General features: G+C 46.0%; 5 protein-coding genes and 3 rRNA genes. All 8 read left to right on the forward strand.

Annotation, left to right across the window (positions count from 1 at the left end; translation table 11 throughout):
* The first annotated feature begins 68 nt into the window (after window positions 1–68).
* The 8 genes from rpoC to rrf all read left to right on the forward strand — a co-directional run bounded on the left by rpoC (window position 69) and on the right by rrf (window position 14,742).
* A complete protein-coding gene (rpoC, locus tag PP2015_RS01035; RefSeq protein ID WP_058028513.1) occupies window positions 69–4,250 on the forward strand; it encodes a DNA-directed RNA polymerase subunit beta' in 4,182 nt (1,393 codons plus the stop codon).
* Window positions 4,251–4,439: 189 nt separating this feature from the next.
* Window positions 4,440–4,814, forward strand: a complete 375-nt coding sequence (gene rpsL / locus PP2015_RS01040; RefSeq protein WP_010387308.1) for a 30S ribosomal protein S12 — start codon at window positions 4,440–4,442, stop codon at window positions 4,812–4,814.
* A gap of 102 nt (window positions 4,815–4,916) precedes the next feature.
* Complete coding sequence (gene rpsG, locus PP2015_RS01045; protein WP_058028514.1) at window positions 4,917–5,387, forward strand: 30S ribosomal protein S7; 471 nt, start codon at window positions 4,917–4,919, stop codon at window positions 5,385–5,387.
* A 27-nt stretch (window positions 5,388–5,414) separates the two neighbouring features.
* Window positions 5,415–7,529, forward strand: a complete 2,115-nt coding sequence (fusA, locus tag PP2015_RS01050; protein WP_058028515.1) for an elongation factor G — start codon at window positions 5,415–5,417, stop codon at window positions 7,527–7,529.
* Window positions 7,530–7,591: 62 nt separating this feature from the next.
* Window positions 7,592–8,776 (forward strand): elongation factor Tu, encoded by a 1,185-nt coding sequence (tuf, locus tag PP2015_RS01055; RefSeq protein WP_058028464.1) that lies wholly within the window; start codon window positions 7,592–7,594, stop codon window positions 8,774–8,776.
* A gap of 1,087 nt (window positions 8,777–9,863) precedes the next feature.
* Window positions 9,864–11,396: ribosomal RNA gene (locus PP2015_RS01060) — 16S ribosomal RNA — on the forward strand.
* A gap of 257 nt (window positions 11,397–11,653) precedes the next feature.
* A 23S ribosomal RNA gene (locus PP2015_RS01065) occupies window positions 11,654–14,534 on the forward strand.
* 94 nt (window positions 14,535–14,628) lie between these two features.
* A 5S ribosomal RNA gene (gene rrf / locus PP2015_RS01070) occupies window positions 14,629–14,742 on the forward strand.
* Together the 16S, 23S and 5S rRNA genes form the textbook arrangement of a ribosomal RNA operon.
* The last annotated feature ends 285 nt before the right edge of the window (window positions 14,743–15,027 follow it).

The following is a 15,027-nucleotide window of genomic DNA, read 5'->3' on the forward strand; positions in this document are numbered from 1 at the left end:
CCCGGACTGAAAGAATGTAGGGGCAAGCATTGCTTGCCCTCGAGATTAACTCCGACAGGAGAGCTAAGGTGAAAGACTTACTTAAGTTTTTGAAGCAACAAAATAAGACCGAAGAATTTGATGCGATCCGCATCGGTCTTGCTTCACCAGACATGGTACGTTCTTGGTCTTACGGTGAAGTTAAAAAGCCTGAGACAATTAACTATCGTACGTTCAAGCCTGAGCGTGACGGCTTATTCTGTGCCCGTATTTTCGGCCCAGTAAAAGATTATGAGTGTTTATGTGGTAAATATAAGCGCTTAAAGCACCGTGGTGTTATTTGTGAAAAGTGTGGCGTAGAAGTTACTTTAACTAAAGTACGTCGTGACCGTATGGGTCACATTGAGCTAGCTAGCCCAGTTGCACACATTTGGTTCCTTAAGTCATTACCGTCTCGTATCGGCCTAATGCTAGATATGACACTTCGTGACATCGAGCGCGTACTTTACTTCGAATCATTCGTAGTAACTGAGCCAGGTATGACTACGCTAGAGCGCGGTCAGCTATTAGGCGAAGAAGAGTACCTAGATGCACTTGAAGAGCACGGTGATGAGTTCGAAGCTAAGATGGGTGCAGAAGCTGTACTTGATCTACTTAAAGAACTAGACCTAGGTCAGCTTATCGCAGAAATGCGTGAAGAGTTACCAACAATCAACTCTGAAACCAAGCGTAAGAAGATCACTAAGCGTCTTAAGCTGATGGAATCTTTCCACCAATCAGGTAACAACCCTGAGTGGATGATTATGAGCGTGCTTCCGGTTCTTCCACCAGATCTTCGTCCTCTAGTACCACTAGATGGCGGTCGTTTTGCAACGTCTGATCTGAACGACCTTTATCGTCGTGTTATTAACCGTAACAACCGTCTTAAGCGTCTTCTTGACTTAGCTGCACCAGACATCATCGTACGTAACGAAAAGCGTATGTTACAAGAAGCGGTTGATGCGCTACTTGATAATGGTCGTCGCGGTCGTGCGATCACAGGTTCTAACAAGCGTCCACTTAAGTCGCTTGCAGACATGATCAAAGGTAAGCAAGGTCGTTTCCGTCAAAACCTTCTAGGTAAGCGTGTTGACTACTCAGGCCGTTCTGTAATCACAGTTGGTCCTACGCTTAAACTTCACCAGTGTGGTCTTCCTAAGAAGATGGCACTTGAGCTATTCAAGCCATTCATCTACGGTAAGCTAGAGCGCCGTGGCATGGCAACAACCATCAAAGCTGCGAAGAAGATGGTTGAGCGTGAAGTACCAGAGGTATGGGACGTACTAGACGAAGTGATCCGTGAGCACCCAGTTCTACTTAACCGTGCACCAACACTTCACCGTCTTGGTATTCAAGCGTTTGAACCAGTACTAATCGAAGGTAAAGCAATCCACCTACACCCACTAGTGTGTGCGGCGTATAACGCTGACTTCGATGGTGACCAAATGGCGGTACACGTACCGTTAACATTAGAAGCACAGCTAGAAGCACGTGCCCTAATGATGTCAACGAACAACATTTTATCACCAGCGAACGGTGAGCCTATTATCGTTCCATCACAGGACGTTGTATTAGGTCTTTACTACATGACGCGTGATCGCATCAATGCCAAAGGTGAAGGCATTGTATTTAAAGATGCGAAAGAAGCTGAAAAAGCATACCGTACAGGTGTTGCTGAACTTCATGCTCGCGTTAAAGTTCGTATTACAGAAACTGTTATCGACGAAGAGACTGGTGAGCGTTCACAACAGACTTCTGTTATAGACACAACTGTTGGTCGTGCAATCCTTTCTCTAAGCACACCTGAAGGCTTACCATTTGAGCTTATCAACCGTGCATTAGGTAAGAAGCAAATTTCTGCACTTCTAAATGAGTGTTACCGTCGCCTAGGTCTTAAAGACACAGTTGTGTTTGCTGACCAAGTGATGTACACAGGTTTCCACTACGCGATGAAGTCAGGTGTATCTATCGGTATTAACGATATGGTAATCCCACCGACGAAAGCAGGCATCATTGAAGCGGCTGAAGCGGAAGTATCTGAAATTAACCAACAGTTCCAATCAGGTCTTGTAACTGCGGGTGAAAAGTACAACAAAGTAATCGATATCTGGTCACGTGTTAACGAAAACCTTTCACGTGAAATGATGGCGAACTTATCAAAAGATACAGTTGTGAATGCACAGGGTGAAGAAGAAGAGCAACCTTCTTTCAACTCGGTATTCATGATGGCCGACTCAGGCGCACGTGGTAGTGCTGCTCAGATCCGTCAGTTAGCGGGTATGCGTGGTCTAATGGCACGTCCAGATGGTTCAATCATCGAAACACCAATCACGGCGAACTTCCGTGAAGGTCTGAACGTACTACAGTACTTCATCTCGACGCACGGTGCGCGTAAAGGTCTAGCCGATACGGCACTTAAGACAGCGAACTCGGGTTACCTAACTCGTCGTCTAGTAGACGTTGCACAAGACTTAGTTATCACAAACGACGATTGTGGCACGTTAGACGGTCTAACAATGAAGCCGCTAATCGAAGGTGGTGACGTTGTTGAGCCACTTCGCGAGCGTGTATTAGGTCGTGTTGTTGCTGAAGACATCTTAAAGCCAGGTACTGAAGAAGTACTTGTTGAGCGTAACATCATGCTTGACGAAAAACTGTGTGACCTTCTAGAAGAGCACTCAGTGGACGAAGTACGTGTACGTTCAGTTATCACATGTGATAACGATTACGGTGTATGTGCTAAATGTTATGGTCGTGACCTAGCACGTGGTCATATCATCAACGCAGGTGAATCAGTAGGTGTTATCGCCGCTCAGTCAATCGGTGAGCCGGGTACACAGCTTACGATGCGTACATTCCACATCGGTGGTGCTGCATCAAGAGCGTCAGCAGAAAACAGCGTACAAGTTAAGAATAACGGTAGCCTGAAGTTACATAATGCAAAATATGTATTAAACACTGACGGTAAGATTGTTATCACTTCACGTTCAACTGAGATCACAATCATTGATGATCACGGTCGTGAGAAAGAGCGCTATAAGGTACCTTACGGTGCTGTACTTTCTGTACAAGATGGTGCAGAAGTTAAAGGTAACGATATCGTTGCAACATGGGATCCGCACAGTCACCCAATCATTCTTGAGCATGAATCAAAAGTGTCGTTCTCTGACATTGATGATAGCAACACAGAAGCACAGACTGATGACCTTACAGGTTTAACACGTGTTGTTGTTAAAGACCTATCTAAGGTTAATGCGAAAGAACCTAAGCTAATTATTGAGAACGAAGAACGTGGTCTTCAAGAGATCCGTCTACCTTCATTCACAACGATTGAAATCACAGATGGCGCAACAGCGGCACCTGGTCAGGTTCTAGCGCGTATTCCGCAAGAAGGTTCGAAGACTCGTGATATCACGGGTGGTCTACCTCGAGTTGCTGACTTATTCGAAGCGCGTAAGCCAAAAGATCCTGCAATCCTTGCAGAAATCACAGGTGTTGTGAGCTTCGGTAAAGAGACAAAAGGCAAGAAACGTCTTGTTATCACACCAGAAGAGGGTGATGCATACGAAGAGATGATCCCGAAATGGCGTCAGCTTAACGTGTTCGAAGGTGAAATGGTTTCTAAAGGTGAAGTTATCGCCGATGGTCCAGAGTCTCCGCACGATATCCTTCGTCTTCGTGGTGTAACTGATGTATCTAACTACATCGTTAACGAAGTACAAGAAGTTTACCGCTTACAGGGTGTAAAGATTAACGATAAGCACATCGAAACGATCATTCGCCAAATGCTACGTAAGTGCATCATCCTAGATGGTGGTGATACTGAGTTCTTAGCAGGTGAACAAGTTGAAGTGGCACGCGTTAGCATTGCAAACCGTGACTTAGAGAAGCAAGGTAAGATCCCAGCTAAGTATGAAATTCAGCTGATGGGTATTACTAAAGCGTCTCTTGCAACAGAATCTTTCATTTCTGCAGCATCATTCCAAGAAACAACTCGTGTTCTTACGGAAGCAGCAGTAAATGGTAAGAGCGATGAACTACGAGGCTTGAAAGAGAACGTAATCGTGGGCCGTCTGATCCCAGCCGGTACAGGTTTTGCGTATCACCAAGATCGTATGAATCGTCGTAAGCAAGCTGAGCTTCCAGTTGAAGAGCAAACAGTAAGTGCTGAAGAGGCAACTCAAGCATTAACTGATGCACTGAATGCTGATCTATTAGGTGGTGAAGAGTAATTCTTCCCACTAAATAGCGAAAGATAATACGGGCAAGTCTGAGAAATCAGGCTTGCCCGTTATTTTTTGGTTGACAGCTCAATCTTTGCTCATTAAAATTCCGCCACCCATTTATTCGTTCGAATAAAAGAATGTTTAAATAGGGCGGATTTTTTCATTTTTCAGTAGTAATTAATCAGGAGCTATTTAATGGCAACTATTAACCAGCTAGTGCGTAAGCCACGTCGTAGCAAGGTTACAAAGAGCAACTCTGCTGCTCTTAAAGCTTGTCCACAGAAACGTGGTGTATGTACTCGTGTATATACAACAACACCTAAGAAACCAAACTCTGCATTACGTAAAGTAGCGCGTGTACGTTTAACTAACGGTTTCGAAGTAACTTCATACATCGGTGGTGAAGGTCACAACCTTCAAGAACACAGTGTTATCTTAATCCGTGGTGGTCGTGTTAAAGACTTACCGGGTGTACGTTTCCACACTGTTCGTGGTGCACTTGACTGTGCAGGCGTAAATGACCGTAAACAAGGTCGTTCTAAGTACGGTGCTAAACGCCCTAAGGGCTAATGGTTCTCCGTTAGTAAGGCCAAGCACTTAAATTTTTAATTTTTATATTTTGTTTTGGGAGTCGCTGAAGTAAAGCGAACCTGAAGATACCGGAGAAATAAAATGCCTAGAAGACGCGTTATAGGTCAACGTAAAATTCTTCCAGATCCTAAGTTCGGATCAGAACTTCTTGCTAAATTCGTTAACGTAGTAATGTTAGACGGCAAGAAATCTACTGCTGAAAAAATCGTTTACGGTGCGTTAGACGTGGCTGCTGAGAAATCAGGCAAGTCGCACCTAGAAATCTTTGAAGCTGCACTTGAAAATGTACGTCCAGCGGTTGAGGTTAAATCTCGCCGTGTTGGTGGTTCTACATACCAAGTTCCAGTTGAAGTACGTCCAGTACGTCGTAACGCATTAGGTATGCGTTGGTTAGTTGATGCTTCTCGTAAGCGTGGCGAAAAGTCAATGGGCCTTCGTCTAGCTCAAGAGATGCTTGATGCAGCTGACAACAAAGGCACTGCGGTTAAGAAACGTGAAGACGTTCACCGTATGGCTGAAGCGAACAAAGCATTCGCTCACTACCGTTGGTAGTCTGCTAACACCTTTTAAGAGGATATTATGGCACGTACAACTCCTATTGAGCGTTACCGTAACATCGGTATTTGTGCTCACGTAGATGCAGGCAAAACCACCACAACAGAACGAGTTCTGTTCTACACGGGTCTTTCTCATAAGATCGGTGAAGTTCATGATGGTGCTGCAACTATGGACTGGATGGAGCAGGAGCAGGAGCGTGGTATTACCATTACTTCTGCTGCCACAACGTGTTTCTGGAAAGGGATGGATGCTCAGTTTGATGAGCATCGTATTAACATCATCGATACACCAGGACACGTAGATTTCACTATCGAAGTAGAGCGTTCATTACGTGTACTTGATGGTGCTGTCGTGGTTTTATGTGCTTCATCAGGTGTACAACCACAAACGGAAACAGTCTGGCGTCAGGCTAATAAATACGAAGTTCCTCGTATGATCTTCGTAAACAAAATGGACCGTACAGGCGCAGACTTCCTAGCAGTTGTGGATCAGGTGAAGAACCGTTTAGGTGCGACACCTGTGCCAATTCAGTTACCAATTGGTGCTGAAGACGAATTTAAAGGTGTTATCGATCTAATCAAAATGAAAGCAATCAACTGGAACGAATCGGACCAGGGGACGACTTTCACTTATGAAGAGATCCCAGCAGAACTTCAAGACCTAGCAGAAGAATGGCGAGCAGAAATGCTTGAATCTGCTGCTGAAGCGTCTGAAGAGCTAATGGACAAATATCTTGAAGAAGGTGACTTAAGCGAAGCTGAGATTAAAGCTGCGCTACGTCAACGCACGCTGGCCAATGAAATCGTGCCAATGACTTGCGGAAGTGCATTCAAGAACAAAGGTGTTCAAGCAGTGCTTGACTCGGTTGTTGAATACATGCCTTCGCCTACAGAAGTAAAAGAGATCCAAGGTATCCTCGAAGACGAAACCGAAGGAACTCGACCAGCTGACGACAATGCACCTTTTTCTGCATTAGCATTTAAAATTGCAACTGACCCGTTTGTTGGTACATTGACTTTCTTTAGAGTTTATTCAGGTACAGTGAAACAGGGTGATGCAGCTTATAATCCTGTTAAATCGAAAAAAGAGCGTTTAGGTCGTATTGTACAAATGCATGCTAACTCTCGCGAAGAAATTAAAGAAGTTCGCGCGGGTGACATTGCAGCAGCAATCGGTTTGAAAGATGTGACTACGGGTGACACGCTTTGTTCGAGTGACTCAGTAATTACCTTAGAGCGCATGGAGTTTCCTGAGCCGGTAATTTCTGTAGCGGTTGAACCGAAAACTGTAGCTGACCAAGATAAAATGGGTATTGCACTAGGTAAACTAGCTGCAGAAGATCCATCTTTCCGTGTTGAAACAGATGAAGAGTCTGGCCAAACCATCATCTCTGGTATGGGTGAGCTTCACCTTGATATCATTGTTGACCGTATGAAACGCGAATTTGGTGTTGTGTGTAACGTGGGTAAACCTCAAGTTGCATACCGCGAAACAATTCGTGCTTCAGTGGAAGCTGAAGGTAAATTTGTACGTCAATCAGGTGGTCGTGGTCAATACGGTCATGTTTGGCTTAAACTTGAACCAATGGAAATTACGGACGACGAATCTCCTACTTACGAATTCGTGAACGAAATCGTAGGTGGCGCTGTTCCTAAAGAATATATTCCAGCGGTTGATAAAGGTATTCAAGAGCAGATGCGCCAAGGTGTTTTGGCTGGTTATCCGCTACTAGGTGTTAAAGCAACGTTATTCGATGGTTCTTTCCACGATGTTGACTCTAACGAAATGGCCTTTAAGATCGCAGGTTCAATCGGTTTCCGTGATGGTGCGCTGGAAGCAGATCCAGTTATCCTAGAACCGGTTATGAAAGTTGAAGTAATCACCCCTGAAGAGAACATGGGTGATGTAGTAGGCGACTTAAACCGTCGTCGTGGTATGATCGAAGGTATGGAAGAAGCGTTTGGCGGCTTGAAGCAAGTTAATGCTCAAGTACCACTTTCTGAAATGTTCGGTTATGCAACTGATCTTCGCTCTGCAACGCAGGGTCGCGCATCATACTCTATGGAATTCTCCAAGTATGCTGAAGCAGCCAAAAACGTTACAGAGGCAATAATTGCAGCTCGCGCTGTAAGATAATTTTAGTTCGGTCCGATTCATACTGGATCGGACTTTAATTTCTTTTATAGGAAATTTTTAAGATGGCAAAAGAAAAGTTTGAACGTTCGAAACCGCACGTAAACGTAGGTACAATCGGCCACGTTGACCACGGTAAAACAACTCTAACTGCAGCAATCACTAACGTACTTGCAAAAGTATACGGTGGTGACGCAAAAGACTTCGCATCAATCGATAACGCTCCAGAAGAGCGTGAGCGTGGTATCACAATCTCAACTTCACACGTTGAGTATGACACACCAACTCGCCACTACGCACACGTAGACTGTCCAGGACACGCTGACTATGTTAAAAACATGATCACTGGTGCTGCACAGATGGACGGCGCGATCCTAGTAGTTGCAGCTACTGACGGTCCTATGCCTCAGACACGTGAGCACATCCTACTTTCACGTCAGGTTGGTGTACCTTACATCGTTGTATTCATGAACAAATGTGACATGGTTGACGACGAAGAGCTACTAGAGCTAGTAGAGATGGAAGTTCGTGAACTTCTTTCAGAGTACGACTTCCCAGGTGACGACCTACCTCTAATCCAGGGTTCAGCGCTTAAAGCACTAGAAGGCGAGAAAGAGTGGGAAGACAAGATCGTTGAGCTTGCAGAAGCACTAGATTCTTACATCCCAGAGCCAGAGCGTGACATCGATAAGCCATTCATCATGCCTATCGAAGACGTATTCTCAATCCAGGGTCGTGGTACTGTTGTAACAGGCCGTGTTGAAGCTGGTATCATCAACGTGAACGACGAAGTTGAAATCGTAGGTATTAAAGAAACTACGAAGACAACTTGTACGGGTGTTGAAATGTTCCGTAAGCTTCTAGACGAAGGTCGTGCTGGTGAGAACATTGGTGCACTTCTACGTGGTACTAAGCGTGACGAAGTTGAGCGTGGTCAGGTTCTATGTAAGCCTGGTTCAATCAACCCACACACTAAGTTCACTTCAGAAGTATACGTACTATCTAAAGACGAAGGTGGCCGTCATACTCCATTCTTCAAAGGCTACCGTCCACAGTTCTACTTCCGTACAACTGACGTAACAGGTAACGTTGAGTTACCAGAAGGCGTAGAAATGGTAATGCCAGGTGACAACATCAAGATGACTGTTGAGCTAATCGTTCCAATCGCGATGGACGAAGGTCTACGTTTCGCGATCCGTGAAGGTGGCCGTACAGTAGGTGCTGGTGTTGTAGCAACTATCGTTGAGTAATATCGACTTTAGTTAATGCCACAAAGCATTAAAAAAACCCGAGCTTAGGCTCGGGTTTTTTGTTTTCAGGGATTAGAAACCTTAGAGGTTTAAGTAGTTGTGAAACTTGCTTCAGGCTAGTTCTCAGTTGTAATTCATCCATGAAGCTGGGTTCCATCGCGCATCCATGCGCTCACCTTTTCCTGCTGTGAAGCTTCTGTGACTTCAGGCGCTCCCTGCCTTTCGCTCTTCGAGCCAGCATAGCTGTTCAAAAATATTCCCGATATTTTTGTCGGTCAGTCATCGCCCTTGCGCAAAAGGAATGTGAGTGCTGCGCACTTTGTCATTAAACTTTTGCACCACTCTTTCGCAAAAAGACCGCCCTCACTTTGTTCGCAGTCGGTACCCTTTTACACCGTACTTGCGTAAAAGGAATAAAGAACTGCTATCGACATATTCATAAACTTCAACCACTAAATTAATAGTCGGAAATCCTTATATAAACTTGTGGCAATTAGACACTTTAATAATGTTCCCAAACATAAAGTAGATAAGCATGAATGAACAAAATAGAGTTGTAAGAATTCTTTTTTAATAGGTATTAAATCCTAATATGGCTATAAATCTGATTTATTGCTTAAAATAGTGCAATAAAACAGCGTTAAAGTATCAAAAACAGACGTTTCGTTTAAAATACACGCGAACAGTCAGTTTTTTGCATTTTTCTTTAAAAAAGGGGTTGCGTAATTTTCTGCTCTCCCTATAATGCGACCCCACTGACACGGGGCGAGACGCTGAAAAGCAAATCAAAACGATGTCGAGTCAAATAAAACTTAATTTTAAAAGCTTTTTAAAATTAAGTGTTGACATAAAAAGTGAAGTCGTTATCATGGCGCTCCACTTCGCAGCGAGTCTGCGGTAACTCATCGAGTTACACTGTTCTTTAAAAATATGAAGCAATCATCTGTGTGGGCACTCGTACAGATTGAGTTCTAACAGCTCTTGATTCAGGAGCAAAAAAAATTAGAGTCTCAATTTCTTATGAGTGACTATATAGTCAATTTATACAGAATTCATTGAGCACGAATCTTCGGATTCAAAAAACTTTTAATTGAAGAGTTTGATCATGGCTCAGATTGAACGCTGGCGGCAGGCCTAACACATGCAAGTCGAGCGGTAACATTTCTAGCTTGCTAGAAGATGACGAGCGGCGGACGGGTGAGTAATGCTTGGGAATATGCCTTAGGGTGGGGGACAACAGTTGGAAACGACTGCTAATACCGCATAACGTCTACGGACCAAAGGGGGCTTCGGCTCTCGCCCTTAGATTAGCCCAAGTGGGATTAGCTAGTTGGTGAGGTAATGGCTCACCAAGGCGACGATCCCTAGCTGGTTTGAGAGGATGATCAGCCACACTGGAACTGAGACACGGTCCAGACTCCTACGGGAGGCAGCAGTGGGGAATATTGCACAATGGGCGCAAGCTTGATGCAGCCATGCCGCGTGTGTGAAGAAGGCCTTAGGGTTGTAAAGCACTTTCAGTAAGGAGGAAAGGTTAGTAGTTAATACCTGCTAGCTGTGACGTTACTTACAGAAGAAGCACCGGCTAACTCCGTGCCAGCAGCCGCGGTAATACGGAGGGTGCGAGCGTTAATCGGAATTACTGGGCGTAAAGCGTACGCAGGCGGTTTGTTAAGCGAGATGTGAAAGCCCCGGGCTCAACCTGGGAACTGCATTTCGAACTGGCAAACTAGAGTATGATAGAGGGTGGTAGAATTTCAGGTGTAGCGGTGAAATGCGTAGAGATCTGAAGGAATACCGATGGCGAAGGCAGCCACCTGGGTCAATACTGACGCTCATGTACGAAAGCGTGGGGAGCAAACGGGATTAGATACCCCGGTAGTCCACGCCGTAAACGATGTCTACTAGGAGCTGGGGTCTTCGGACAACTTTTCCAAAGCTAACGCATTAAGTAGACCGCCTGGGGAGTACGGCCGCAAGGTTAAAACTCAAATGAATTGACGGGGGCCCGCACAAGCGGTGGAGCATGTGGTTTAATTCGATGCAACGCGAAGAACCTTACCTACACTTGACATACAGAGAACTTACTAGAGATAGTTTGGTGCCTTCGGGAACTCTGATACAGGTGCTGCATGGCTGTCGTCAGCTCGTGTTGTGAGATGTTGGGTTAAGTCCCGCAACGAGCGCAACCCCTATCCTTAGTTGCCAGCGATTCGGTCGGGAACTCTAAGGAGACTGCCGGTGATAAACCGGAGGAAGGTGGGGACGACGTCAAGTCATCATGGCCCTTACGTGTAGGGCTACACACGTGCTACAATGGCGCATACAGAGTGCTGCAAGCTCGCGAGAGTTAGCGAATCACTTAAAGTGCGTCGTAGTCCGGATTGGAGTCTGCAACTCGACTCCATGAAGTCGGAATCGCTAGTAATCGCGGATCAGAATGCCGCGGTGAATACGTTCCCGGGCCTTGTACACACCGCCCGTCACACCATGGGAGTGGGTTGCTCCAGAAGTAGGTAGCTTAACCTTAGGGAGGGCGCTTACCACGGAGTGATTCATGACTGGGGTGAAGTCGTAACAAGGTAGCCCTAGGGGAACCTGGGGCTGGATCACCTCCTTAACGATTTAGAACAGATTTGTTCGAAGTGTCCACACAGATGATTGTTAGTTAGCACAAGTTGCTAATTAATATTGCTCTTTAAAAATTTGGAAAAGCTGATAATTAATTCTTTTAGAAGAAATTCTAAAAAGAGTTTTCAAAAGTAAAACAATGCCGATAAACATTCATTTGTTTATTAGCGTCTACTTTAGTATTCAATATTAACTTCTGGCGAAGTTAAAACTGTCTTTGACGATACAAACCATTTTGGGTTGTATGGTTAAGTGACTAAGCGTACACGGTGGATGCCTTGGCAGTTGGAGGCGATGAAGGACGTACTAACTTGCGATAAGCCTAGTCAAGCCAGTAAGAGGCGCTTGAGACTAGGATTTCCGAATGGGGAAACCCACCTGCTTGCAGGTATCGTTAACTGAATACATAGGTTAACGAGGCGAACGCGGAGAACTGAAACATCTAAGTACCCGTAGGAAAAGAAATCAACCGAGATTCCGAAAGTAGCGGCGAGCGAAATCGGACTAGCCCTTAAGCTTTAGTGTAGTTAGTGGAACATTCTGGAAAGTTTGACGATACAGGGTGACAGTCCCGTACACAAAAACTTATCTAAAGTGAAATCGAGTAGGTCGGAGCACGTGAAACTTTGACTGAATATAGGTGGACCATCATCTAAGGCTAAATACTCCCAACTGACCGATAGTGAACCAGTACCGTGAGGGAAAGGCGAAAAGAACCCCTGTGAGGGGAGTGAAATAGAACCTGAAACCGTGTACGTACAAGCAGTAGGAGCCCTTCGAGGGTGACTGCGTACCTTTTGTATAATGGGTCAGCGACTTATATTTTGTAGCGAGGTTAACCGTTTAGGGTAGCCGTAGCGAAAGCGAGTCTTAACTGGGCGTTGAGTTGCAAGGTATAGACCCGAAACCCGGTGATCTAGCCATGGGCAGGTTGAAGGTTGAGTAACATCAACTGGAGGACCGAACCCACTAACGTTGAAAAGTTAGGGGATGACCTGTGGCTTGGAGTGAAAGGCTAATCAAACCGGGAGATAGCTGGTTCTCCCCGAAATCTATTTAGGTAGAGCCTCGGACGAATACTTACGGGGGTAGAGCACTGTTAAGGCTAGGGGGTCATCCCGACTTACCAACCCTTTGCAAACTCCGAATACCGTAAAGTACTATCCGGGAGACACACGGTGGGTGCTAACGTCCATCGTGGAGAGGGAAACAACCCAGACCGTCAGCTAAGGTCCCAAAGTGTATGTTAAGTGGGAAACGATGTGGGAAGGCTAAAACAGCTAGGAGGTTGGCTTAGAAGCAGCCATCCTTTAAAGAAAGCGTAATAGCTCACTAGTCGAGTCGGCCTGCGCGGAAGATGTAACGGGGCTAAACATACCACCGAAGCTACGGCTGCATACTTTGTATGCGGGGTAGGGGAGCGTTCTGTAAGCGGCTGAAGCTCAATTGTAAAGTTGGGTGGACGTATCAGAAGTGCGAATGCTGACATGAGTAACGATAATGCGGGTGAAAAACCCGCACGCCGGAAGACCAAGGGTTCCTATCCCATGTTAATCAGGGTAGGGTAAGTCGACCCCTAAGGCGAGGCTGAAGAGCGTAGTCGATGGGAAACGGGTTAATATTCCCGTACTTGGAATAATTGCGATGGGGGGACGGAGCAGGCTAATCAAGCATGGCGATGGTTGTCCATGTGAAAGGCTGTAGGCTGGTGACTTAGGAAAATCCGGGTCGCTAAGGCTGAGAGTCGAGACGAGCTACCACAGTAGTGAAGTTGATGATGCCCTACTTCCAGGAAAAGCCTCTAAGCTTCAGATTATTTCGAATCGTACCCCAAACCGACACAGGTGGTCAGGTAGAGAATACTAAGGCGCTTGAGAGAACTCGGGTGAAGGAACTAGGCAAAATTGTACCGTAACTTCGGGAGAAGGTACGCTCCTATCTGTGATGAGACTTGCTCTCTAAGCGGACGGGAGCCGCAGTGACCAGGTGGCTGGGACTGTTTATTAAAAACACAGCACTGTGCAAAATCGTAAGATGACGTATACGGTGTGACACCTGCCCGGTGCCGGAAGGTTAATTGATGGGGTTAGCTTAGGCGAAGCTCTTGATCGAAGCCCCGGTAAACGGCGGCCGTAACTATAACGGTCCTAAGGTAGCGAAATTCCTTGTCGGGTAAGTTCCGACCTGCACGAATGGTGTAACCATGGCCACGCTGTCTCCACCCGAGACTCAGTGAAATTGAAATCGCAGTGAAGATGCTGTGTACCCGCGGCTAGACGGAAAGACCCCGTGAACCTTTACTACAGCTTGGCACTGAACATTGAGCCTACATGTGTAGGATAGGTGGGAGGCTTTGAAGCAGCGTCGCTAGATGTTGTGGAGCCATCCTTGAAATACCACCCTTGTATGTTTGATGTTCTAACATAGGCCCCTAATCGGGGTTGTGGACAGTGCCTGGTGGGTAGTTTGACTGGGGCGGTCTCCTCCCAAAGAGTAACGGAGGAGCACGAAGGTTGGCTAAGTACGGTCGGACATCGTACGGTTAGTGTAATGGTAGAAGCCAGCTTAACTGCGAGACAGACACGTCGAGCAGGTACGAAAGTAGGTCATAGTGATCCGGTGGTTCTGAATGGAAGGGCCATCGCTCAACGGATAAAAGGTACTCCGGGGATAACAGGCTGATACCGCCCAAGAGTTCATATCGACGGCGGTGTTTGGCACCTCGATGTCGGCTCATCACATCCTGGGGCTGAAGTCGGTCCCAAGGGTATGGCTGTTCGCCATTTAAAGTGGTACGCGAGCTGGGTTTAGAACGTCGTGAGACAGTTCGGTCCCTATCTGCCGTGGGCGTTTGAGAATTGAGAGGGGCTGCTCCTAGTACGAGAGGACCGGAGTGGACGAACCGCTGGTGTTCGGGTTGTGATGCCAATTGCATTGCCCGGTAGCTACGTTCGGAATCGATAACCGCTGAAAGCATCTAAGCGGGAAGCGAGCCTCGAGATGAGTTCTCACTTTAACTTTAAGTTAACTGAAGGGCCGTTGGAGACTACAACGTTGATAGGCTGGGTGTGGAAGTGTAGTGATACATTAAGCTAACCAGTACTAATTACCCGTGAGGCTTAACCATACAACGCCAAAGTGGTTTTAGCTCAGAAGCTAATATGAACTAGAGTAGAAAGTTTTAGAATTATCAGATTTTTTCCAGATTTTAACCAAATTTGCTTGGTGACCATAGCGTTTTGGAACCACCTGACTCCATGCCGAACTCAGAAGTGAAACGAAACAGCGTCGATGATAGTGTGGGTCTCCCATGTGAAAGTAGAACATTGCCAAGCACCTATTTAGAGAAAGCCCGATTCGAAAGAGTCGGGCTTTTTTGCTTTAAGTCTCTCAGCAATTGCTAAAATAGCTAACTGCACCTTGCGCAAAAGAAGCGCTCTCACTGCGTTCGCAGTCGCTAATTTTGCACCATAAGCGCAGTGTGAAGTGAGCAGCCTTTACAGTGGCCACTCTGTTCATTCTGAAACACCTTTCATAATAGTACATAAACACTCACCTCCAGCTAAGCAAGCTTATTTCACCTTGCGCGAAAAGAATGGCAGCGCTCTGCGCTGTGTCAT

Source organism: Pseudoalteromonas phenolica (assembly GCF_001444405.1).
GTDB lineage: Bacteria > Pseudomonadota > Gammaproteobacteria > Enterobacterales > Alteromonadaceae > Pseudoalteromonas > Pseudoalteromonas phenolica.

Coding starts and splice junctions, on each gene's coding strand:
- rpsL (WP_010387308.1), top strand. CDS start 4,440: ATGGCAACTATTAACCAGCTAGTGCGTAAGCCACGTCGTAGCAAGGTT.
- rpsG (WP_058028514.1), top strand. CDS start 4,917: ATGCCTAGAAGACGCGTTATAGGTCAACGTAAAATTCTTCCAGATCCT.
- fusA (WP_058028515.1), top strand. CDS start 5,415: ATGGCACGTACAACTCCTATTGAGCGTTACCGTAACATCGGTATTTGT.
- tuf (WP_058028464.1), top strand. CDS start 7,592: ATGGCAAAAGAAAAGTTTGAACGTTCGAAACCGCACGTAAACGTAGGT.